This window comes from Curtobacterium sp. MCBD17_040, assembly GCF_003234805.2.
Lineage (GTDB): Bacteria > Actinomycetota > Actinomycetes > Actinomycetales > Microbacteriaceae > Curtobacterium.
This window is the reverse complement of sequence record NZ_CP126273.1, coordinates 1,269,169-1,291,764: the sequence shown is the minus strand read 5'-3', so window position 1 is coordinate 1,291,764 and position 22,596 is coordinate 1,269,169. Positions and strand designations below refer to the sequence as shown.

Annotated in this window: 19 protein-coding genes; 5 read left to right on the top strand and 14 right to left on the bottom strand. The window is 71.9% G+C overall.

Annotated elements, in window-relative coordinates; translation table 11 throughout:
* Positions 1 to 23: 23 nt before the first annotated feature.
* The 4 genes from ftsL to DEI94_RS06150 all read right to left on the bottom strand — a co-directional run bounded on the left by ftsL (position 24) and on the right by DEI94_RS06150 (position 2,914).
* A complete protein-coding gene (gene ftsL, locus DEI94_RS06165) occupies positions 24 to 692 on the bottom strand; it encodes a cell division protein FtsL (RefSeq protein ID WP_111026129.1) in 669 nt (222 codons plus the stop codon).
* Position 693: 1 nt separating this feature from the next.
* Complete coding sequence (rsmH, locus tag DEI94_RS06160) at positions 694 to 1,653, bottom strand: 16S rRNA (cytosine(1402)-N(4))-methyltransferase RsmH (protein ID WP_111026130.1); 960 nt, start codon at positions 1,651 to 1,653, stop codon at positions 694 to 696.
* A 103-nt stretch (positions 1,654 to 1,756) separates the two neighbouring features.
* Entirely contained in the window at positions 1,757 to 2,188 is a 432-nt protein-coding gene (gene mraZ, locus DEI94_RS06155) for a division/cell wall cluster transcriptional repressor MraZ (protein ID WP_111008627.1), read from the bottom strand.
* Between the two features lie 357 nt (positions 2,189 to 2,545).
* The gene (locus DEI94_RS06150) at positions 2,546 to 2,914 is read right to left on the bottom strand and encodes an SCO2097 family morphological protein (protein WP_111008626.1); all 369 of its coding nucleotides are present in this window, start codon (positions 2,912 to 2,914) and stop codon (positions 2,546 to 2,548) included.
* A 79-nt stretch (positions 2,915 to 2,993) separates the two neighbouring features.
* Here DEI94_RS06150 and DEI94_RS06145 point away from each other — a divergent pair, with 79 nt between their 5' ends.
* Complete coding sequence (locus tag DEI94_RS06145; protein ID WP_111008625.1) at positions 2,994 to 4,112, top strand: polyprenyl synthetase family protein; 1,119 nt, start codon at positions 2,994 to 2,996, stop codon at positions 4,110 to 4,112.
* 110 nt (positions 4,113 to 4,222) lie between these two features.
* On the opposite strand, the gene DEI94_RS06140 is transcribed toward DEI94_RS06145, so the two are convergent.
* Positions 4,223 to 4,576, bottom strand: a complete 354-nt coding sequence (locus DEI94_RS06140) for an Rv2175c family DNA-binding protein (protein WP_258368399.1) — start codon at positions 4,574 to 4,576, stop codon at positions 4,223 to 4,225.
* 212 nt (positions 4,577 to 4,788) lie between these two features.
* Between DEI94_RS06140 and DEI94_RS06135 the strand changes: the two genes are divergently transcribed.
* On the top strand, positions 4,789 to 6,015 hold the full coding sequence (locus tag DEI94_RS06135; protein WP_146249432.1) for a LysM peptidoglycan-binding domain-containing protein: 1,227 nt from the start codon (positions 4,789 to 4,791) through the stop codon (positions 6,013 to 6,015).
* A gap of 139 nt (positions 6,016 to 6,154) precedes the next feature.
* Positions 6,155 to 8,167: a Stk1 family PASTA domain-containing Ser/Thr kinase gene (gene pknB, locus DEI94_RS06130; protein ID WP_220038777.1), complete on the top strand. Its 2,013-nt coding sequence runs from the start codon at positions 6,155 to 6,157 to the stop codon at positions 8,165 to 8,167.
* A gap of 103 nt (positions 8,168 to 8,270) precedes the next feature.
* On the opposite strand, the gene DEI94_RS06125 is transcribed toward pknB, so the two are convergent.
* The 3 genes from DEI94_RS06125 to DEI94_RS06115 form a co-directional block, all read right to left on the bottom strand.
* A complete protein-coding gene (locus DEI94_RS06125) occupies positions 8,271 to 9,608 on the bottom strand; it encodes a class II 3-deoxy-7-phosphoheptulonate synthase (RefSeq protein ID WP_111008927.1) in 1,338 nt (445 codons plus the stop codon).
* 125 nt (positions 9,609 to 9,733) lie between these two features.
* Positions 9,734 to 10,480 carry a lysophospholipid acyltransferase family protein gene (locus DEI94_RS06120; RefSeq protein WP_111008623.1) on the bottom strand — a complete coding sequence of 249 codons (747 nt, stop codon included), beginning with the start codon at positions 10,478 to 10,480 and terminating at the stop codon, positions 9,734 to 9,736.
* 27 nt (positions 10,481 to 10,507) lie between these two features.
* Positions 10,508 to 11,461 carry an ROK family glucokinase gene (locus tag DEI94_RS06115; protein WP_111008926.1) on the bottom strand — a complete coding sequence of 318 codons (954 nt, stop codon included), beginning with the start codon at positions 11,459 to 11,461 and terminating at the stop codon, positions 10,508 to 10,510.
* Positions 11,462 to 11,579: 118 nt separating this feature from the next.
* Between DEI94_RS06115 and DEI94_RS06110 the strand changes: the two genes are divergently transcribed.
* Positions 11,580 to 13,439, top strand: coding sequence for an AMP-dependent synthetase/ligase (locus tag DEI94_RS06110; protein WP_111008622.1), 1,860 nt, complete (start codon positions 11,580 to 11,582; stop codon positions 13,437 to 13,439).
* A gap of 61 nt (positions 13,440 to 13,500) precedes the next feature.
* Here the strand turns inward: DEI94_RS06110 and DEI94_RS06105 are convergent, their stop codons facing one another.
* The 3 genes from DEI94_RS06105 to DEI94_RS06095 all read right to left on the bottom strand — a co-directional run bounded on the left by DEI94_RS06105 (position 13,501) and on the right by DEI94_RS06095 (position 19,418).
* Positions 13,501 to 15,396 (bottom strand): hypothetical protein, encoded by a 1,896-nt coding sequence (locus tag DEI94_RS06105; protein WP_146243977.1) that lies wholly within the window; start codon positions 15,394 to 15,396, stop codon positions 13,501 to 13,503.
* Between the two features lie 123 nt (positions 15,397 to 15,519).
* Positions 15,520 to 16,011, bottom strand: a complete 492-nt coding sequence (locus DEI94_RS06100; protein WP_111008620.1) for a peptide deformylase — start codon at positions 16,009 to 16,011, stop codon at positions 15,520 to 15,522.
* Complete coding sequence (locus DEI94_RS06095; RefSeq protein ID WP_111026148.1) at positions 16,011 to 19,418, bottom strand: pyruvate carboxylase; 3,408 nt, start codon at positions 19,416 to 19,418, stop codon at positions 16,011 to 16,013. The genes DEI94_RS06100 and DEI94_RS06095 overlap by 1 nt, the downstream gene beginning before the upstream one ends.
* A 121-nt stretch (positions 19,419 to 19,539) precedes the next feature.
* On the opposite strand from DEI94_RS06095, the gene DEI94_RS06090 reads away from it, so the two are divergent.
* A complete protein-coding gene (locus DEI94_RS06090) occupies positions 19,540 to 20,355 on the top strand; it encodes a ParA family protein (RefSeq protein WP_111008618.1) in 816 nt (271 codons plus the stop codon).
* Between the two features lie 124 nt (positions 20,356 to 20,479).
* Here DEI94_RS06090 and DEI94_RS06085 read toward each other — a convergent pair whose 3' ends face one another.
* The 3 genes from DEI94_RS06085 to DEI94_RS06075 all read right to left on the bottom strand — a co-directional run bounded on the left by DEI94_RS06085 (position 20,480) and on the right by DEI94_RS06075 (position 22,447).
* Complete coding sequence (locus DEI94_RS06085; protein ID WP_258368453.1) at positions 20,480 to 20,965, bottom strand: MerR family transcriptional regulator; 486 nt, start codon at positions 20,963 to 20,965, stop codon at positions 20,480 to 20,482.
* Positions 20,966 to 21,257: 292 nt separating this feature from the next.
* Positions 21,258 to 21,965, bottom strand: a complete 708-nt coding sequence (gene ftsR, locus DEI94_RS06080; protein WP_111008616.1) for a transcriptional regulator FtsR — start codon at positions 21,963 to 21,965, stop codon at positions 21,258 to 21,260.
* On the bottom strand, positions 21,965 to 22,447 hold the full coding sequence (locus tag DEI94_RS06075; RefSeq protein ID WP_111008615.1) for an FHA domain-containing protein: 483 nt from the start codon (positions 22,445 to 22,447) through the stop codon (positions 21,965 to 21,967). Before DEI94_RS06075 ends, ftsR begins: the two co-directional genes overlap by 1 nt.
* Positions 22,448 to 22,596 lie beyond the last annotated feature (149 nt).

Here is a 22,596-nt window from a genome sequence, read left to right as displayed (position 1 = left end):
TCCTTCCGGACCGAGGGCGACGGTCAGCGCGTCTGGGGCGCCTGGAGCTCGGCCGCGTCCGACGATACGGACGAGTCCGAGGAACCCTGGCCCGACGCGCTGGCGCCGCTGCTCTTCCCAGCATCGGAGCCCGACGCACCGGTCGCCGAGCCGGTCGTGGTGGTGTGGGTCGTCGGCTGCTCGGCGCTCGTGGCCGTGTCCCCGTGCTTCGCGACGACCGCGGTGCCGTCGAGCAACGCGTTCGGCACCTGGTTCGTCGTGGTGGCCGCGGTCGAGTCGGTCGCCGCTGCCGGCGTCGGCGTGCCGTACACCACGCCCGTCTTCGGGTCGAGGTACACGGGCGACGAGTTCGCGATCATCCCGAGCGCCTGGGCGTTCCGAGCGAGGTTCTGCGGCGAACGGAGGACGGACAGCTGCTCGTCGAGCTGCTGCTGCGACCGGCTCAGGTCCGTCTGCGTCGACTGCAACGCGTCGAGCTGGTAGGCGCCCTTGCTCAGGACCATGCTGATGCCGAGCTGCGCGAGCAGGAGCGCCGCGAGTGCGGCGACCGCCACGAAGGCGGCGACGATCCGCGGTCGTGCCCGACGCTGCGCGCTGGTCGCCGTGACCTCGACGAGTTCCGGGCGGGCACGGCGGTGGTCGGGGCGGGGCTCGGCCGCGATGCCGGCCGCGAGGGCGAGGTTCGTGGTCATGTCACTTCCGGATTCGCTCGGCCGCGCGGAGTCGCACGGGGGTGGCTCGGGGGTTGGCGGCGCGTTCGGCCTCGTCGGCCAGCTCGGCGCCCTTGACGACGGCGGTGAAGGTCGGGCGGTGCTCGGGCAGCTCGACCGGGAGGCCCGGGGGTGCGCTCGACCGCGTCCGCTCGGCGAGCGCGCGCTTGACGATGCGGTCCTCGAGCGACTGGTAGGCCTCGACGACGATCCGGCCGCCGACGCGCAGGGCGTCGAGCGCGGCCGGGATCGCTCGCTCGAGCACCGCGAGCTCCTGGTTGACCTCGATCCGGAGGGCCTGGAACACCCGTTTCGCGGGGTGGCCCTGCCGCTGCACCGCGACCGGGGTGGCGGCGGTGAGCACCTCGACCAGGTCCGCCGACCGCTCGAACGGGCGCTCGGTCCGGCGCGCGACGACGGCCCGGGCGTACCGCGCCGCCAGTTTCTCCTCGCCGTACACCGTGAAGATCCGGCGGAGCGCGCGCTCGTCGTACTCGGCCAGGACGTCGGCGGCGGTGGGGCCGGCGGTGCGGTCCATGCGCATGTCGAGCGGCGCGTCCTTGCTGTAGGCGAAGCCGCGCTCGGCCCGGTCGAGCTGCAGGGACGAGACGCCGAGGTCGAACAGCACGCCGTCGACGGCGTCGATCCCGACGGACGCGATGGCCGCGGGCAGCTCGTCGTACACGGTGTGCACGAGGTGGACACGGTCACCGAAGGGCGCGAGGCGCTCCCCCGCGATCCCGAGGGCGTCCGTGTCGCGGTCGAGGCCGACGAGGGTGAGCTCCGGGAAGCGCGCGAGCAGTGCGGCCGAGTGGCCGCCCATGCCGAGCGTGGCGTCGACGAGGACCTTGCCGGACCCCTCGAGCGTCGGCGTGAAGAGCTCGACGATGCGCTCGAGGAGGACCGGTGTGTGCGGGAAGGTCCCGCCGTCGGATGCTGTCATGTCGCCCCCGCTTCCTGGACCGTGGATCCGGATCCCCATCCATCCCGACCTGACACCGGGGAAGGTGTGTCAGGGCGCATGGCTGGGAGTCCGGGTCCGCGGGTCAGAAGACGCCCGGGATCACCTCCTCGTCGTTCTCGGCGAAGTCGGCCTCGCTCGCGGCGTAGTAGGCCTCCCACGCGGGGGTGGACCAGATCTCGGCCCGGTCACCCGCGCCGATCACGGTCAGGTCGCGCTCGAGGCCCGCGTACTCGCGGAGGTTCTGGGGGATGGTCACGCGGTTCTGCTTGTCGGGCTGTTCGGCGCTCGCCCCGGAGAGGAACAGGCGCATGTAGTCGCGAGTGCGCTTGTTCGTCATCGGTGCCTGCCGGATGCGGTCGTGCAGCGCGGCGAACTCCTGCTGGCTGAAGACCACGACGCACCGTTCTTGTCCGCGCGTCATGACGATGCCGTCGGACAGCTCGTCACGGAACTTGGCGGGGAGGATGACGCGCCCTTTCTCGTCGAGCTTCGGAGCGTACGTACCGAGCAGCACGGCCGACCCCCTCTGCTCCAACGACCACCTCGTTCCTCCACTTTACTCCACCGCCCACCACCGAGCAACGGAACGGCGCCCCGGGAAGGCCCCCGAGCCCCCGTTCTGGGGGCGAGTGGGCGGCGTCGCGGCGGGCTGGAGCGCTGCCGAACGCCCGCGCGCATGCGGATCCGGCGCCGTTCCTCCCGGTCGGAGTGGGGGTGGAGGGAAGTGGGGGGATCGTGTGGAGCGGAGTGGAGGAGGGGGTGGAGGGCCGCGGTGTGTCGTCGGAGCATCGAGGGCTGTCGCCCGGGAACGCGACAGCGGGGCCGACCCGAAGGTCGACCCCGCTGTGGTGGTGCAGGTGGACGGGAGCGGCTACTGCTCCTGGTTGCGCTTGTCCCAGCGCTCGTTCATGCGGTCCATGAACGAGCCGCCGGCGCCGCCCTTGGCGGTCGGACGAGCGGCCGGCCGGCCGGCACGCGAGCCGACACCGGGACGCAGTGCGAAGAGGACGCCCGCGAGCATGAGCACGAAGCCGACCACGCCGATCACGGGCTGCCGGAGCGCGAGGCCCAGCACGACGACGCCGACCCCGACGAGTGCCCCGAGGACACCGAGCGTGATCGAGGTGTAGGTCGGCCGCCCCTGCCGCTTGGTGACGCGGGCCACGAAGTCGGAGTCGTTCTGGTAGAGGCTGCGCTCCATCTCCTCGAGGAGTCGCTGCTCTTGCTCCGAGAGTGGCATCTCAAGTCCCTCATCCCTGGGATCGACGCTGGTTCAGTGGGCCGATTCTATGCCTCGGCCACCCACTAAGGTAAGGAGGGTGGCTGAGAGTACGCGGTTAGTGGATCTCGTCTCGGATCGCATCGAACGCGCGCTCACGGAGCAGCGCACGCGGCTCGCGGCGATCAGTCCCGACCTCGCGCCGTTCAGCGACTTCTCGCGCGATCTGCTCGCCGGCGGCAAGCGGTTCCGTGCCCTCTTCTGCTACTGGGGCTGGCAGTCCGTCGCCGGCCGGTCGGGCTCGTTCGACCCGCTCGCCGCGGGATCCCGTCAGACCACCGCGGAGGCCGTCGTCACCGCGGCCGCGGCCCTCGAGGTGTTCCACGCGGCGGCCCTCGTGCACGACGACATCATGGACCGCTCGGACACGCGGCGCGGCCGCCCCGCAGCCCACCGTCGCTTCGAGCGCCTGCACGCAGAGCACGGATGGATCGGCGACAGCGCCGCGTACGGCACGAACAGCGCGCTGCTCATGGGCGACCTCCTGCTCTCGCTGTCCGACAGCGTGTTCGACGAAGCCCTGGCCCTGCTCGAGCCCGGCCGTGCGCGCCTGGTCCGTCAGGAGTTCCACGCGATGCGACTCGACGTCACCGCGGGGCAGTACCTCGACATCCACGAGGAGACCGCGTGGCCGACCGTCGACGAGGCCGACCTGCTCGTCCGCGCCCAGCGGGTCATCGTGTTCAAGTCGGCGAAGTACTCGGTCGAGGCGCCGCTCGCCATCGGCGGACTCATCGCCGGCGCGGACGACCGCCAGCTCGAGGGGTTGCGGGCCTTCGGCCTCCCCCTGGGCGTCGCGTACCAGCTGCGCGACGACCTGCTCGGCGTGTTCGGCGACCCCGAGGTCACGGGCAAGCCCGCCGGTGACGACCTGCGCGAGGGCAAGCGGACGGTGCTCATCGCGACCGCACGGAAGGCCCTGCCCACGGGCGCCCGGCAGCTCGTCGACGAGTTGCTCGGCGATCCCGAGCTCGACGAGGACCAGATCACGATGCTCCGGGCGACCCTCACCGAGTCCGGCGCCGTCGCCGCCGTCGAGCGGTCGATCGAGCGGCACGTCGCCCGGGCGAAGGCCGCGCTCGCGGCGGCGCCGCTCACGCCGTCGGCGCGGGAGCAGCTCGTCGCCCTGGCGGACACGGTCGCCCAGCGCGTCGCCTGAGGACCACCCCGACTCGGCGACTGGTCGCGGCTCGACGACCCGCTACGCCTCGACGACCCGCTGCGCCGCGACGACCCGCCTCGCCGCGCCTCGCCGACCATCGCGGCCGGTCAGAGCAGGGACTGCGCGACCCGGCGCACCTCGGCCTTGCGTCCGGCCCGGAGCGCTGCGATGGGCGGGACGCCGATCGACTCCTCGGTCGTGAGCATCCAGCGCACGGCCTCGTCGTCGCTGAAGCCGTTGTCGCCGAGCACGATGAGCGTGCCGCGGAGCTCCGGCAACGGCTCCGCACCGTCGAGGAACTCGACCGGGACACGGAGCACACCGTCGACCCGCGCGGGGAGCAGGGTGCGCTGCTCGAACAGCCGGTGGACCCGGCCCGGGCTCACACCGAGCAGCTCCACGAGGTCGGGCACGGTCAGCCAGCGCTCGGACAGGGCGTCGTCCGTCAGTGCGTCAGTCACGCTGCCATGGTGCCAGAATCCCCCGCGGTCCTCGAACGGGGGCGAGGGGCACGTGAGTCACACCAGTCACATCCGTCTCGTTGATTGACTCGCGTGACGATCCGTGCCACGGTGGTGCGGACCTTGCCGCGGCGCGACGGAGCACCCGCGGCGCGGCACCCGGCCGAAGCAGCACGGCACCCCCGCCGCGGCCCCCGAGGAGAGTGATCACCGTGGACACCGACGACGCCGCCGCACGGCGCCCGCGCGCAGCCCGATTCGCGACGATGCCGATCGTCCTCGCCGGCACGATCGCCGTCGCCGCCGGCCTGACCGGACCGGTGGCCGCCGGACACCTGGACCAGCGCCACCGCCCCGAGGAGAAACACGAGGGCGACCACACGCGACGAGCCGCGCCCGACCGCGTCGAGACCGACCACCCGGTGTTCGGCACCGCGGTCGCCACCTCGACCCCGACGGTCGCGACCGTCGCCGCCATCACCGAGGCGCCGGCCTCATACACCGTGGTCCAGGGCGACACGGTCAGCGCGATCGCGGCCCGGTACGGGCTCTCGCCGCGCGACGTCCTCAGCGCGAACGGCCTGAGCTGGAACGCGATCATCCACCCGGGGCAGACCCTGACGCTGCGGTCGGGGTCGACCGCGACCGGCCGGACCGGCGGGACCTCGACCTACCACGTGGTGTCGGGCGACACGGCGACCGGCATCGCGGCGCGGCTCGGTGTCTCCACGAACGCGCTGCTCGCCGCCAACCAGTTGTCGGCCACGAGTGTCATCTACCCGGGGCAGACGCTCCGGGTACCGTCGGCGACCACCACCTCGACGGTCGCGGTGACGACGAACGCCGGGACCAGCACCGCGGCTCCGGCGGTCAGCAGCGCGACGACCGTGCACATCCTCGCCGGCGACACCCTGGCCACGATCGCGTCGGCGCACGCCGTCTCGGTCGCCGACCTGCTCGCCGCGAACGGCCTGACCTACACGAGCACGATCTACGCCGGGAGCACCCTCGTCGTGCCGGCGTCGAGCGGTGTCGGCCTGACGAACGAGATGCGGGCCAACGCCGAGACCATCGTCCGCGTCGGCCGCGCCCTGGGGGTTCCCGAGCGGGGCCTCGTCGTCGCGCTCGCGGCCGCGATGCAGGAGTCCGGGCTCCGCGACCTCGACCACGGGGACCGCGATTCGATCGGACTGTTCCAGCAGCGGCCGAGCCAGGGCTGGGGATCCGCGTCCGAGCTCATGGACCCGACGTACGCGGCGAGGCTGTTCTTCGGCGGTCCGCACAACCCGAACGCCGGCACGACGGCCGGTCTCCTCGACGTCCCCGGCTGGCAGTCGATGTCGGTCACGGACGCGGCCCAGGCCGTGCAGAACTCGGCGTACCCGAAGGCGTACGGCCAGTGGGAGAAGCCCGCGACCGCGTGGCTCGCCACCCTCTGACGCCGGATCCGGCCGCCAGGTCGGAAGCGGGACCGGTCGTCCGTGAGCACCGCCTCCTCCTCCAGATCGAGATTGCATCACGGTCGGTGCGTCAGCGGCGGTGGTCCGACGCCCGATTCGTAGAATGCCGACCGTGACCATGAACGCCGCGACGGATCCGATGATCGGTCGGATGATCGACCAGCGGTACCGCGTCCGGTCGCGCATCGCCCGCGGTGGCATGGCCACCGTGTACCTCGCCACGGACGTCCGTCTGGAGCGCCGCGTCGCGATCAAGATCATGCACGGTCACCTGGCGGACGACGCCGCGTTCCGCGGACGCTTCATCCAGGAGGCCCGGTCCGCCGCCCGTCTGTCCCACCCGAACGTCGTGGGGGTGTTCGACCAGGGGCAGGAGACCGACTGCACCTACATCGTCATGGAGTACATCCCGGGCATCACGCTCCGTGACCTCCTGCAGGAGCACCGGGCACTCACGAGCGACCAGGCGCTCGACATCCTCCGCGCCGTCCTCGCCGGGCTCGCGTCCGCGCACCGGGCGGGCATCGTGCACCGTGACCTCAAGCCCGAGAACGTCCTCCTCGCGGACGACGGCCGGATCAAGCTCGGCGACTTCGGCCTCGCGCGCGCCGCGACGGCGAACACCGCCACCGGCGCTGCCCTGCTCGGGACCATCGCGTACCTCTCCCCCGAACTCGTCACGCGCGGAGTGGCGGACACCCGGAGCGACATCTACGCCGTCGGCATCATGCTGTACGAGATGCTCACGGGCGAGCAGCCGTACAAGGGCGACCAGCCGATGCAGATCGCGTACCAGCACGCGAACGACACGGTCCCGGCGCCGAGCGCGAGCAACCCGGCGGTGCCGCCCGAACTCGACGACGTCGTCCGCTGGGCCACCGCCCGCGACCCCGATGAACGACCGCGCGACGCCCGCGCGATGCTCGACGGCCTCGCGGGCATCGACGAGCGGATGAGCGGCCCTCGCGCGACGTCCGTGCTCCACCCCGCCGGCACCACCACCGTCCTGCCGCTCGACGCCGCGCCCGCGGACACCACGATGCTCGGTCCGCGTGGTCCGCTCGCTCCGCCCCGGAGCCCGATCGGACCGCAGCGCTCGACGACGTCGGCGCCCCGGTTCCCACCGACGGCGAGCGACTCGCTCGAGACCGCTCTCGCTCCCGCCGCGGGACGCCTCGCGCACACGACCGCCCGGCGCCGTCGCCGCGGGTGGGTCCTCCTCGCCGTCGTGGTCGTGGTGGCACTCGTCGTCGGGGTCATCGCGTGGTGGTTCGGACCCGGGCCCGGCGGCAACGTGCGCGTGCCGGAGGTCGCCGGCAAGAGCGTCTCCCAGGCACGCCGCCTGATCGAGGAGCGGGGACTGCACGCCGCGTCGAGCACCGGCGCGCGCCCCGACGCGGTCGTCCACGCGGGCGCCGTCTCGGCGACCGCGCCGGACGCCCGGCGCATCGTGACCCGCGGGACGACGATCCGGATCCTCGTCTCGTCCGGGCCCCGACCCATCGTGCTCCCCGCGATCGTCGGACAGCCGGTCGCGACCGTGCGGAGCGAACTCGCCCCGCACTTCACACTCGAGCAGCTGCGCTACCGGTTCGACGGATCCGCTGCCGCGGGCACCGTCCTCGCCGCGACCGGCACGACCGAGGCCGGCGACGACGTCGACCTGACCACCGTGCACCAGTACGGCGAGCGGATGCCCGTCCGCCTCACGGTGTCGCTCGGCGCCGTGCCGGACGTCGTCGGCAAGTCGAGCGACGCGGCCACCGCCGCGCTCGAGGCGGTCGGGCTCGACGCCGGCCAGGCGCCCGGCCAGTACAGCGACGACGTCCCCACCGGCGACGTCATCAAGGCGATCCTCCCGGCCGACCCCGTGGTCAAGGGTTCCACGGTGCAGCTCGTGGTGTCGAAGGGCCCCGTCCCGATCACGCTCCCCGACGTCCGGAAGAAGCCGATCGACCAGGCCGCGTCGACCCTCCAGGCCCTCGGCCTGCACGTGTCCTACCCGGACTGCACGAACGTGCTGTGCTCGTTCTACGACTGGAAGTCGTCGCTGCCGGTGTCCGCGACCGACCCGGCCCCCGGCTCCACCGTGCACAAGGGCGACACGATCACGCTCGACTACGAGCAGTGACCGGTGCGCGCCGTCCGGCCCTCGGCTGACGCGACCGGGGGCCGGACGGACGGGAGGCACGACACCGGTCCGGTGCCGTGCCTCCCGTCCGTCCCGGGGACCGTCAGGACCGCGGTGCCGCGCTCAGCTCCTCGGCCACGAGGAACGCGAGCTCGAGCGACTGCATGTGGTTGAGGCGCGGGTCACAGAGCGACTCGTACCGGGTGGCGAGGGTCTCCTCGTCGATGTGCTCGGACCCACCGAGGCACTCGGTGACGTCGTCGCCCGTGAGTTCGACGTGGATGCCGCCCGGGTAGGTCCCGACCGCGCGGTGGGCCTCGAAGAAGCCGCGGACCTCGTCCACGACGTCGTCGAAACGCCGCGTCTTGTAGCCGGTCGGCGTCGTCAGGCCGTTGCCGTGCATCGGGTCGGAGACCCAGAGCGGGTTGGCGTCCATGCCCTTGATCGCCTCGAGCAGGGGCGGGAGCTTCTCGCGGACGAGGCCCGCCCCCATGCGCGTGATGAACGTCAGGCGGCCCGGCTCGCGCTCGGGGTCGAGCTTGTCGATGAGCGCCTCCATGTCGGAGGCCGAGGTCGACGGCCCGAGCTTCACGCCGATCGGGTTCCGAACCCGCGACAGGAAGTCGACGTGCGCGCCGTCGATGTCGCGCGTGCGCTCCCCGATCCACACGAAGTGGCCGGAGGTGTCGTACGGCAGACCGGACCGGGAGTCGATACGCGTCATCGGGCGCTCGTAGTCCATGAGGAGGCCCTCGTGGGACGCGTAGAACTCGACGTGCTTGAGTTCGTCGAAGTCCGCGCCCGCGGCCTCCATGAACCGGATGGCGCGGTCGATCTCGCGGGCCAGGTGCTCGTACCGCGCGTTCGCCGGGTTTTCGGCGAAGCCCTTGTTCCAGCTGTGCACCTGTCGGAGGTCGGCGAACCCGCCCTGCGTGAAGGCGCGGATGAGGTTCAGCGTCGACGCCGCGGTGTGGTACCCCCGCACGAGACGCTGGGGATCCGCCTGCCGGGACTCCGGCGTGAAGTCGTAGCCGTTGATGATGTCGCCGCGGTAGGCGGGCAGGGTGACGTCACCGCGGGTCTCGAAGTCGCTCGACCGCGGCTTGGCGAACTGCCCCGCCATGCGTCCCATCTTGATGACGGGCGTGGAGGCGCCGTACGTCAGGACGACGGCCATCTGCAGGATCGTCTTCACCCGGTTGCGGATGGCGTCGGCGGTCGCACCGGCGAACGTCTCGGCGCAGTCACCGCCCTGGAGGAGGAAGGCCTGACCCCGAGCCGCCGCCGCGAGCCGGTCGCGCAGCACGTCGACCTCGCCAGCGAACACGAGCGGCGGGAAGGTCGCGATCTCGGCCGATGCGGCCTCAGCCGCGACCGGGTCCGGCCACGCCGGCTGCTGCTTGATCGGGAGCGTCCGCCAATAGTCGAGCCCCTCGATCACGTCCGGATCCTGCAGGGCGACGATGTCGGTCGACTCGAACACTTCGATTCCCTCGTGGTTGTGTGGCTCGATGCCACGTCGGGCAGGGCTGTCCACACCGGTCGGGGCGTGCGGACTGACTGAGCCTAACGTGGAAGCGTGGCGCCCTGTTCCCCAGCGGTGGAACCGACGCGCTGCCCCGTGGACCGGAGGGCCGCTGCGCCGCGCTCCTTCACGCTCGACGCATACACGTCGGCGTACTCCTGGTGACTCAGGCGTCGGAGCTCGTGCATGATCTCGTCGGTCACGCTGCGGAGGATGAAGCGGTCCGACTCCAGGCCCGTGAAGCGGGAGAAGTCGAGGGGCTCGCCGAAGACGACCCCGACGCGCTTGATCTTCGGCACGTGCTGACCGATCGCCATGACCTCGCGCGTGCCGACCATGGCGACCGGGACGACCGGGACGCGCCCCTCAAGCACCATGCGGGCGACGCCCGTGCGGCCGCGGTAGAGGCGCCCGTCCGGGCTGCGCGTGCCCTCCGGGTAGATGCCGAGCTGCTCTCCGCGCGCCAGCACGCCGAGGCCCGTCCGCAGGGAGGCCTCGCTCGCCTTGCCGCCCGATCGATCGATGGGCAGCTGGCCGAGCGCGCCGAAGGCGGTCTTCGTGGCCCAGCCCTTGATCCCACGACCGGTGAAGTAGTCGCTCTTGGCGAGGAACGAGATCCGGCGGTCGAGCACGACCGGCAGGATCACGGAGTCGATGAACGACACGTGGTTGCTGGCGAAGATGACGGGACCCGTCGCCGGAACGTGCTCACGCCCGACGACCCACGGGCGGAACACCGCCGTGAGCAGTGGTCCGATGAGCAGGTTCTTGAGCACCCAGTAGAGCATCGTCGCGTCCTCGGTCCGGTCGAGCGGTCAGGCGGTCCGCGCGTGGATCCGCGCCAGGTCCGCGGCACCGACGACACCCGCGTCGTTCACGAGCTCCGCGATGACGAAGTCCGGCTCCGGATGGTAACCCCGCGCGGGCAGGTTGTTCAGGTACGCCTGACGGATCGGTTCGAGCAGGCGGTCCCCCGCGCTCGCGACCCCACCCCCGAACACGAACAGCTGCGGGTCGAGCACAGCCGACAGCGACGCGCACGCCTCGCCGAGGTGTCGTCCGAGTCGACGGAGCGCCGCGAGGGCCCCCGGGTCGTCGGCGAGGATGAGGTCGCCGACGATCTGCCCGTCCAGCGTGCCGCCGTTGGCGTCGCGGGCCTCGGCGAGGGCGACACCGATCCCACCGGCGTCCGCGACGTCGTTCGCCATCCGCTGCAGCGCCCGACCCGAGCCGTACTGCTCGATGCACCCGCGCGCGCCACAGCCGCACGGGAGGCCGTTCGGGACGATGCGGAGGTGGCCGATCTCGCCACCGGTGCCGAAGCCGCCGCGGAACAAGCGGTCCTCGGTGACGATCGCCCCGCCGACACCGGTGCCGATCGTGAGCATCGTCATGTCGCTGACGAGGCGGCCGGCACCGAAGCGGAACTCCGCCCAGCCCGCGGCGTTGGCGTCGTTGTCGACGGTGATGTGCACGTCGCCGAGGCGTTCCTGCAGCCGCTGCCGCAGCGGCTCGTTCCGCCACCGGATGTTCGGCGTGTAGTAGACGATCGACTGCGAGGCGTCGATGAACCCGGGAGCCGCGACACCGACGGCCTCGATCGCGTGCTCCGCGCGGAGGCGTTCGACCATCGAGACGACGTCGTCGAGCATGGCGGTGGGGTCCGCGGCGTTGGTGGGGACCCGGTCCTCCGCGACGATCTCGCCGAGTTCGGAGACGACCGCGCCCGCGATCTTCGTGCCCCCGATGTCGATTCCGATGGCATGCACGAACATCGACCCTACCCGGTGTGGACACTGGACTCGCGCGGGGGCGTGGGTCCTATGCTGAGCGCGTCCGGCTCGACGACGAGGCGGATCAGCATCGACGGTCGACGAGGGAGTTGCCGTGCACGATCACCGAACCTCACCGGAGGGGACCGACCAGACCCACGCGGACGCCGGGCACGGCTCCGCCGCCCGGATCCTCGTCGAACGGGCCGCGGCGACGCCCGATCGCGGACTCCTCGCCCAGCGGCACGGGGAACGGTGGGTGCCGATGAGCGCTGCGAGCGTCCTCGCCCGCGTCCGCGCCGTCGCCAAGGGCCTCGTCGCCGCGGGACTCGAGCCGGGCGCCCACATCGCCGTGCTGTCCCGCACGCGGTCGGAGTGGACCATCGTCGACTTCGCGATCTGGCACGCGGGTCTGGTGTCGGTGCCCGTCTACGAGACGAGCTCGCCCGACCAGGTCCGGTACATCCTCCAGGACTCCGAGTCCGTCGCGATCGTCGTCGAGAGCGAGGAGCACGCACGCCGGGTGGCGGGCGTCGCCCCGGACCTCCCACGTCTCGCGCAGCACTGGACCATCGACGGCGGCGGGCTCGACGACCTGGCGCGACTCGGCGAACCGGTGACCGACGCCGAGCTGGACGCCCGCCTCGACGCGGTGTCCGCGCACGACGACGCGACCATCATCTACACCTCCGGCACGACGGGTCGGCCGAAGGGCTGCGTCCTCCGTCACGACAACTTCACGACGCTCGTCGAGGGTGCGGCGGAGGCGATGGCGGACGTCGTCGAGGACGGCGCCTCGACACTGCTGTTCATCCCCATGGCGCACGTGTTCGCGCGGTTCATCGCCGTCATGTCGATCGGGACCGGTGTGCTCGTCGGTCACGAGCCCGACACCAAGGACCTCATGCACGCGGTCGCCACGTTCCGGCCGACGTTCCTGCTCGCTGTCCCGCGCGTGTTCGAGAAGATCTACAACGCGGCCGAGCAGAAGGCGGCCGTCGGCGGACGCGGCCGGGTGTTCCGGCTGGCGGCCGACACCGCGGTCGAGCACTCCGAGGCGCTCGCCACCGGGACGGTCCCGCTCGGCCTCCGCCTGCGGTTCCGGCTGTTCGACCGGCTCGTCTACGCGAAGCTCCGCGAAGCGCTCGGCGGTCGGGTGCGGTACGCGATCAGTGGGTCGGCGCCGCTGTCGCCCCGCCTGGCCCATTTCTTCCGGTCCGTCGGGGTGCTCGTGCTCGAGGGCTACGGCCTGACCGAGACGACCGCACCCGCGACCGTCAACCGGGCGGCGGAGATCCGCATCGGGTCCGTCGGCCGCGCCCTCCCCGGCGTCGAGGTGCGGATCGCCGACGACGGCGAGATCCTCGTCCGTGGCGTCGACGTGTTCGACCGGTACTGGAACCGCCCCGACGCCACCGAGCAGGCGTTCGTCGACGGCTGGTTCAGGACCGGTGACCTCGGGACGCTCGACGAGCACGGCGTCCTGACCGTCACCGGGCGCGCGAAGGAGCTCATCGTCACCGCGAGCGGCAAGAACGTCGCACCCGCCCCGCTCGAGGACGCCGTGCGCGAGCACCCGCTCGTCGCGCAGGTCGTCGTGGTCGGCGAGGGCAAGCCGTTCGTCGCGGCGCTCGTCACCCTGGACTCCGAGATGCTGGCCGGCTGGTGCGCGGCCAACGGGATCGTCCCCGCGCTCACCCCCCGGAGCGCCGCCCACGACGCACGCGTCCACACGGCCGTGCAGCACGCGATCGACGCCGCGAACCAGCGCGTGTCCCGCGCCGAGTCGATCCGCTCGTTCACGATCCTGGACGCCGAGTTCACGGAGGCGTCCGGGCACCTCACGCCGAAGCTCACCGTCAAGCGGGACCGGGTGCTCTTCGACCACGCCGTCGACGTCGAGCACATCTACTCGGGCTCCGAGGTGCAGACCACCGCGGTGCCGGTCGTCGAGCACCGGCACCGCGGGTACTGACCCGACCCGACGACGAACGCCCCGCCGGAGCACCGGCGGGGCGTTCGTGTGTGGCCGCGGTTCAGCCGACCGTCACGGACTTGCATCCGAGCGTCGGGTTCGACCCACCGCCCTGGTTGATCGCGTACGCGCACACCTTGTGGGTGCCCTTCGCCAGCGAGACCGTCGTGCTCCACCCGGTGTTCGCCGGGGCTCCCGCCACCGCACGCGCCACGTCGGACCGGGCGATGGAGGTCGTCACGCTTCCCAGGTACTTCGACCCGGAGGTCTGGTCGTACAGCCGGACCTCCGTGCTCGAGGTCTGGTCCGGGTCCCATGCCCACCCGCGTGCCGTGGCCCCGCCGCTCGTCGCCGTGAGGGTGTCGAAGCTGCCCTTCGGGGTGGCCGAGGCGGTCGAGCCCGACGCGGCGGCCTTGGACATGATGACCGGCGCGGACGAGAACGCCAGTGCGTTCCCGCTGTTCGGGTGGTGGAGCACGACCTCGACGTGGTAGGTCCCCGCGGCCATCGAGCCGAGCGAGAAGGTCGTGGCGTTCGTGCCCTGCTGCACCGGGACGCCGGACGCGATCGTCGTGAAGCCGGAACCGTTCGCGCTCGTACCGACCTTGACGTCGGCCGTCGTGCCGGCGACCCAGGCCGCGTCGTGGAACTTGACCGTCGTGCTGCCGGTCGCGGCCGGCGTGTTCCGCAGGTGGATCGACTTGAGGTGCCAGACCGCGGCACCCTTGTCCTCGTTCGGGTCGAACCGGAACCCGGTGATGACCTGGCCGGCCCACCCGACCTTCGGGTTGAGGGCGGTCTCGTCGAGGGGGTTCACCGCGGTCATGTCGATCGCGACCTCACGGGCGTTCGCCCCGGAGAACGTCAGGATGTCGTTGCCGATCTGCGGCGTCGACGTGCTCGCGCCGTACCAGATGACGCGCGCCATCTTGCCGCCGCCCGCAGCGCTCGCCAGTGAGAACCCGCCGTCGTAGGTCAGGTCGAAGGTGAGGTAGTGGTACTGGTTCGCGCTGAACTTCTGGACGGGCAGGTGGACCTGCGGGTCGCCCTGGTTCGGCCCCTGGTTCTGCGCCGTCAGACCGTCGCTGCCGTAGTGGATGAGCCGCGCGTTCTGCAGCGTGACGCCCGACGCGTTCGCCGACGAGGTGAACTCCCACGGCTTGCCCCGCTGGACCGTCGCGAGGTCCTTGCCGTCCGCCGGGCTGGGGCTGTCCACCACCGGCTCGGGCATCGGCTCGACCCGGTAGGTGCCGTGGTCGCCGGGCGGCATCGCGGCCTGCGTCGTCGTGCCGCCGTGCAGGCGCACCCAGTTCAGGGTCGCCGACACCGTGGGGTGTGCCGCGTTCGTGACGATGGGCTGGACGCGGAGTGCGACCACCTTCGCGCTCGTCCACGGGATCTTGCTGCCCTGGTTCGACGTCCCGTTGAGCGGGATGTCGTACACGTGGTCGCCCGCCGTGACGTTGAAGGTGGTCCCGCCGAGGCAGCTGCTCGTCTTCTCGCGGCAGGTGTACCAGTAGACGATGCCCTTGCCCGAACCGGCCGACGACGTGTTCATCTCGAACGACAGGCGCTGGTAGCGCGACGTGTTGATCGGCGCCGCGGCACCGTCCCGCCCGTAGGCCAAGCTGCCGCTCACCGTGTCGACGAGCGAGATGAAGCCCCCGGTGCCGTAGTTCATCGACAGCTGCCCGTTGGCCACCTTGTAGGTGCCGGGCCCGCTGAGGTCGGTGTTGTAGTCGGCCGCGTCGCTGAAGTCCCACGGGTCCTGGAAGGTCTCGGACGCGTAGTCCGGGGACTCCCCCACCACCGGCTCGGTCGCGGCGTGGGCCGGTGCCGCACCACTGACCGTCACCACCGCGAGCGGCGCGGCGACGACCGTGAGGACCACCCCGAGGGCGGTCAGTCGTCCGCGGCGCGATCGCGCACGGACGAGACGTGTTCCTGATGATGACATCGCTGTCCCCTGATCCTGTCGGCGGACGCCCTCTCTGCGTCCGGGTCCACGGTGACCAGGGAACCTGATCCGCGTCCACCCCGTGAACGGGGGTGACCGCGTCGGGAGCGATGTGCGCCCCGGTCAGAACCAATCCTGCCCGCGGATGTCGCGGAGCGCACGTCGTCGTGTCTCCGGATCGAGCGTCATGACGTAGACGGTGCCGTCGAGGTGGTCCGTCTCGTGCTGCAGCGCCTCCGCCATGAGCCCCTCGCCCTCGAGCACGACCTCGGCGCCGTCGACGTCGAGGCCCCGCACCCGCGCGTACGGGAACCGTCGGGTCGGGTACGCCAGGCCGGGCACCGAGAGGCATCCCTCGTCCATGAGCTCGGGCTCGCCACGGGTCTCGACGAGCTCCGGGTTGAGCACGTAGCCGACGAAACCGTCGACGTTGACGCTGAAGGCGCGCAGTCCGACGCCGATCTGCGGCGCGGCCACGCCGGCACGGCCCGGCACCCGCACCGTGTCGAGGAGGTCCTGCACGAGGTCCGCGACGCCGTCCGCGCCGATCCGGACCGGGTCGGCCGGTGACCGCAGCACGGGGTCGCCGAACAACCGGATGGGACGGACCGTCATCAGGCGACCACCACCAGGAGGTCCCCGGCGTCGACCTGTTGGGTCACCGGGACGGCCAGCCGCGTCACCGTTCCCGCACGGGGCGTCGTGATCGCCGCCTCCATCTTCATCGCCTCGATGCTCGCCACGGCCTGACCCGCCTCGACGTGGTCGCCGGGCTGCACCTTGAGCGTCACGACACCGGAGAACGGTGCCGCGACCTGACCCGGGTCGTCGCGATCGGCCTTCTCGGCGGCCTTCGACTCCACCGCGACCGACCGGTCACGGACATACACGGGGCGAAGCTGCCCGTTCAGGGTGGTCATGACCGTGCGCATGCCGCGCTCGTCGGCGTCGCCGATGGCCTCGAGGCCGACGTGGAGCGTGACGCCCCGGGCGATGGACACGACGTGCTCCCGCCCCTGCTTGAGCCCGTACAGGTAGTCGGCGGTCCCCACGCCCGAGAGGTCGCCGTACTGGTCCCGGACACGGTGGAACTCGTCGGTCGGACCCGGGAACAGGAGCCGGTTCAGGGCCGCCTGCCGCGCCCGGCCCGGCTCGGCGAGCACCGCGGCGTCCTCGTCCGAGATCGGCGTCGTCGTGAGGTGGACCTCGCGCCCGGCGAGCACCTTGCTGCGGAACGGCTCCGGCCAGCCGCCGGGCAGGTCCCCGAGCTCGCCCGCCATGAACCCCACGACCGAGTCCGGCACGTCGTACCGCTCGGGGTGCTGCTCGAAGTCGGCGGGGTCGGCGCCGACCGCCGCGAGCTGGAGTGCGAGGTCGCCCACCACCTTGGAGGACGGGGTCACCTTGGTCGGGCGTCCCAGGATCCGGTTGGCCGCGGCGTACTGGTCCTCGACCTCCTCGAACCGGTCGCCGAGGCCGAGCGCGATCGCCTGCTGCCGGAGGTTCGACAGCTGCCCGCCCGGGATCTCGTGCACGTACACCCGACCGGTGGGACCCGGGAGGCCCGACTCGAACGGCCGGTAGACGCGGCGGACGGCCTCCCAGTAGGGCTCGAGGTCGCTCACCGCCCGCAGTGCGAGCCCGGTGTCGCGCTCCGTGTGCGCCAGCGCCGCCACGAGCGCCGACATGCTCGGCTGGCTCGTGGTGCCCGCCATGGGCGCGGCCGCGACGTCGACGGCGTCCGCTCCGGCGCGGCTCGCCGCCAGGAGGGTCGCCAGCTGCCCGCCGGCGGTGTCGTGCGTGTGCACGTGGACCGGCTGGTCGAACCGCTCCCGCAGGGCCGCCACGAGGCGCTCGGCAGCACCGGCACGGAGGAGGCCCGCCATGTCCTTGATCCCGATCACGTGCGCACCCGCCGCCACCATCTGCTCCGCCAGGCGCAGGTAGTAGTCGAGCGTGTAGAGGTCCTCCGCCGGGTCGAGCAGGTCGGCCGTGTAGCAGAGCGCGGCCTCGGCGACGGCCGTGCCGGTCGCGAGCACGGCCTCCAGGGCGGGTCGCATCTGCGCGACGTCGTTGAGGGCGTCGAACACGCGGAAGACGTCGACGCCCGTCGCCGCGGCCTCGGCGACGAAACCCGCGGTGACCTCGGTCGGGTACGGCGTGTAGCCGACCGTGTTGCGGCCGCGGAGGAGCATCTGGATCGGGATGTTCGGCATCGCCGCACGGAGGGCCGCGAGTCGTTCCCACGGGTCCTCGCCGAGGAACCGCAGGGCGACGTCGTACGTCGCGCCGCCCCAGGCCTCGATGCTGAGCAGTTCCGGGGTGAGCCGCGCGACGTACGGGGCGACCGCGACGAGGTCCGTGCTGCGGACGCGGGTCGCGAGCAGGGACTGGTGGGCGTCGCGCATGGTCGTCTCGGTGACGGCCAGGGCCGTCTGCGCGCGCAGGGCCTCCGCCCAGCGCGCCGGACCGAGGGCGAGGAGGCGCTGCCGCTGCCCGGCCGGCGGCTCCTGTCCCAGGTCCACATGCGGGAGCTTCACCGCCGGGTCGAGTGCACCCGTGCCCGGCCCGTTCGGCTGGTTGACGGTGACGTCCGCGAGCCACGCCAGCACCTTGGTGCCACGGTCCCGCGAGACGTGGCCGCCGAGCAGCTGCGGGCGCTCCTCGATGAACGACGTGCTGATGTCACCGCGAGCGAAGTCCGGGTCCTCCAGGACGGCCTGGAGGAACGGGATGTTCGTGCTCACGCCGCGGATGCGGAACTCGGCGAGGGCACGACGGGCCCGGGCGACCGCGGCGGGGAACGACCGCCCGCGGCACGTCATCTTGGCGAGCATCGAGTCGAAGTGCGGGCTGATCTGCGCGCCGGTCGACACCGTGCCGCCGTCGAGGCGGACCCCCGCGCCACCCGGGCTCCGGTAGGTCGTGATCCGGCCGGTGTCCGGGCGGAAGCCCTGCGACGGGTCCTCGGTCGTGATGCGGCACTGCAGGGCAGCGCCGTGCACCGCCACGTCCTCCTGCGACAGCCCCAGGTCCGCCAGCGTCTCGCCCGCCGCGATCCGCATCTGCGCCTGGACGAGGTCGATGTCGGTGACCTCCTCGGTCACGGTGTGCTCGACCTGGATGCGGGGGTTCATCTCGATGAAGACGTGCTGCCCGGCGCGCTCGCCGACGGTGTCGAGCAGGAACTCGACCGTGCCCGCGTTCACGTAGTCGATCGACCGGGCGAAGGCGACGGCGTCCCGGTGCAGCGCTGCCGCCACCGCGGGGTCGAGGTCCGGCGCCGGCGCGATCTCGATGACCTTCTGGTTCCGGCGCTGCACCGAGCAGTCGCGCTCGAACAGGTGGATGGTCCCGGCCTCGTCGCCGGTGGCGTCCGCGAGGATCTGGACCTCGATGTGCCGGGGCCGGAGCACGGCCTGCTCGAGGAACATCGTCGGGTCGCCGAACGCACTGTCGGCCTCGCGCATGGCCTCCTCGAGGGCGGGACGGAGGGCCTCGGGCCGGGCGACACGGCGCATCCCCCGGCCACCGCCACCGGCGACGGCCTTGGCGAACACCGGGAACCCGATGGCCTCGGCGCCGCGCACGAGCTCGTCGACGTCGCGGGAGGCCGGCGTGCTGGCGAGGACGGGCACCCCCGCCGCGACGGCGTGTTCCTTCGCCGTGACCTTGTTGCCGGCCATCTCGAGCACGCGTTCGCCCGGGCCGATGAACGTGATGCCGGCCGCTGCCGCAGCGGCCGCCAGCTCCGGGTTCTCGGACAGGAAGCCGTACCCGGGGTAGATCGCGTCCGCGCCGCACTCACGGGCGACGCGGACGATCTCGGCGACGTCGAGGTAGGCGCGGACCGGGTGACCGGGCTCGCCGATCTGGTACGCCTCGTCCGCCTTGAGCCGGTGCTCGGAGTTCCGGTCCTCGTAGGGGTAGACGGCGACCGTCCGGGCACCGAGCTCGTACGCGGCGCGGAACGCCCGGATGGCGATCTCGCCTCGGTTCGCGACCAGGATCTTGCGGAACACGGGCTGCCCTTTCGGCATGCACCCGGGCGTCGTCGTGGTGCCCGGGCGGACGGCGCGATCGGCCGTCGAGCACGGCGGATCTTGAGGTGGTTCAACCCTAGTGGGGCTATCGTGTCTCGACGTGCATGTACTCAGCGTCAGCTCCCTCAAAGGAGGCGTCGGCAAGACGACCGTGACCCTCGGCCTGACGTCCGCCGCGTTCGCCAAGGGACTCCGCACCCTCGTGGTCGACCTCGACCCCCAGTCGGACGTCTCCACGGGGCTCGACATCTCGCTCGCCGGCCACCTCAACGTCGCCGACGTGCTCGAGAACCCGAAGGAGAAGATCGTCCGTCAGGCGATCGCCCCGTCCGGGTGGACCAAGGGACGCCAGGGCAAGATCGACGTCATGGTCGGCTCTCCCTCGGCCATCAACTTCGACGGTCCGCACCCCTCGATCCGGGACATCTGGAAGCTCGAGGAGGCCCTCGCCAACGTCGAGGCCGACTACGACCTCGTGCTCATCGACTGCGCTCCCTCGCTCAACGCCCTGACCCGCACGGCGTGGGCCGCCTCGGACCGCGTGTCCGTCGTCACCGAGCCGGGGCTGTTCTCCGTCGCGGCGGCCGACCGTGCACTGCGCGCCATCGAGGAGATCCGCCGCGGACTCTCCCCGCGCCTCCAGCCGCTCGGCATCATCGTCAACCGTGCCCGCGTGCAGTCGCTCGAGCACCAGTTCCGCATCAAGGAGCTCCGCGACATGTTCGGCCCGCTCGTGCTGTCGCCCCAGCTGCCCGAACGGACGTCACTGCAGCAGGCCCAGGGTGCCGCGAAGCCGCTGCACGTGTGGCCGGGCGAGTCCGCGCAGGAGATGGCACGGAACTTCGACCTGCTGCTCGAGCGGATCATGCGGACGGGCAAGATCGGCGAGTACGCCGAGGGGGTCGCGCAGGCCTGAGCCGGCCGAGGCGCGGCGTCCCCGTGCCGCCTGCCGTGTGCGCTGCGCCGTGTGACGCGTCGGACGCGCGGGTCAGGAGGCCTGGGAGACCGCGCGGGTCAGGAGGCCCGGGAGACCGCGCCGGTCAGGAGGCCCGGGAGGCCCGGCGCGCCGCGAGTTCGTCGCTCGGGTCGGCCGCCGGCGTCGAGTCGAGTTCCACGAGACTCGTCTCGACCTCGCGCAGGACCTTGCCGACCGCGATGCCGAAGACACCCTGCCCTCGGGAGACCAGGTCGATGACCTCGTCGTTCGAGGTGCAGAGGTACACGGACGCCCCATCGGACATCAGGGTCGTCTGTGCCAGGTCGTTCACCCCCGACTCGCGGAGCTGGTTCACCGCGGTGCGGATCTGCTGCAGCGAGATGCCGGTGTCGAGCAGGCGCTTGACGAGTTTGAGCACGAGGATGTCGCGGAAGCCGTAGAGCCGCTGCGAACCGGACCCCGCAGCGCCACGGATGGTCGGCTCGACGAGGCCCGTCCGCGCCCAGTAGTCGAGCTGGCGGTAGCTGATGCCCGCGGCCCGGGCGGCGACGGTGCCGCGGTAGCCGTTGGACTCGTCGCGCTCGGGCATGCCGTCGGTGAACAGCAGGCCGAGGTCGTAGCGGGTCAGCTCGCCGTCGGGCGTGTCCACGGCTGCGTCGGACGGTGCGTCCCCGGGGGTCCGGGGCGTTTCGTTCCCACTCATCAGACTGCCTTCCACGACGTTCCGGCCCGCAACCGAACGTTCAACGATCGGTTGAGAGTTGTGCCGAGGTCCACGCTAGCGAGTCGGACCCGGTCGTCCCGGGACATCCGCACCGGGGAGTTCGGCGTGTCGAGGATAAGCCCGACCGACACCGGCTGTCCACGTTCGGGCCCCGTGCTCACGAGGCGTCGAACCGCCCGATCGCAGCCCGGATGAGGCTCGACCGGACGACCTCGAGTTGCCCTGCGATCTCGCGGGCGAGCTCCGCCGCCTTGGCGCGTGAGGTGGCGTCGGACCGGCGCCGGACGGGCATGAGCGCCGACTCGATGAGACCGAGTTCGCGCTCCGCCGACGCCCGGAACGTGCGGAGATGCCGTGGCTCGATGCCGGTGCGCTGCAACTCCACGAGCGCCTTGACGACGGTGACGGCGTCCTCGCCGTAGTGCTCGACGGCCGGCAGCAGCGACGCGGACACGGCGTCCGACACGAGCATCGGGGTCGCGCCGGCCGCGCGGACGAGCTCGTCGCGCGTGTACCGCCGCTCGGTGCCGAGGATCGAGGGCCGCGGGCCGTCGGCACCACCCGGCAGGACGGGGTCGCGCCCGGCGTCGAGGTCGGCCAGGTACTCCTTGATGACCTTGAGCGGCAGATAGTGGTCTCGCTGCAGGCCCAGGACGATCCGGAGCCGCTGGACGTCGGCGGGCGAGAACTTGCGGTATCCGCTCTCGGTCCGGATCGGCGTCACGAGCTCGCGTTCCTCGAGGAACCGGAGTTTGGAGTTCGACAGGTCCGGGAACTCGGGCTTCAACCGCGCGAGCACCTGCCCGATCGTGAGCAGGTCGGGACCCGCGGCCGTCGACCGGGCCGCAGCGCTCCGCGCCGGCACTACGCGGTCGCCAGGCGCGCGATGTCGACGCGGGACGCGTAGAAGGTGAGGCGGAACTTGCCGACCTGCACCTCGGCGCCGTCGGCGAGCAGGGCCTCGTCGATGCGGACGCCGTCGAAGTAGGTGCCGTTGAGCGATCCGAGGTCCTTGACGCTGAAGCTCGTGCCGTGCCGGAGGAACTCGGCGTGCTTGCGCGACACCGTGACGTCGTCGAGGAAGATGTCGGCGTCGGGGTGCCGCCCGGCCGTCGTGACGTCGGAGTCGAGCAGGAACCGAGCCCCGGCGTTCGGCCCGCGGCGGACGACGAGCAGCGCCGACCCGGACGGCAGCGCGCCGATCGCGTCGATCTCCTCGGTCGAGACACCGTTCTCCGGCGTGAGCGCCGCCCCCATGTCCATGCTGAAGGTCAGGGTGGTGTCGACGCGCCGCTCGGGCGCATCGGATCGTGCGGCGCCGTCGCGCGGACCCGTTGGACCTGCCATCGTGGACCTCCTTCTGGCGGACCAGCGTATCGGAAACGCGCGGCACCGCGAACGCCCTTTCACTCCTGTGGAGCGACCGCACGGTCCACACACGTCCCGCACACGGCGGGACCGCCGGGAGGTCCCGCTCGGTCGGCGTGGAGCAGCGT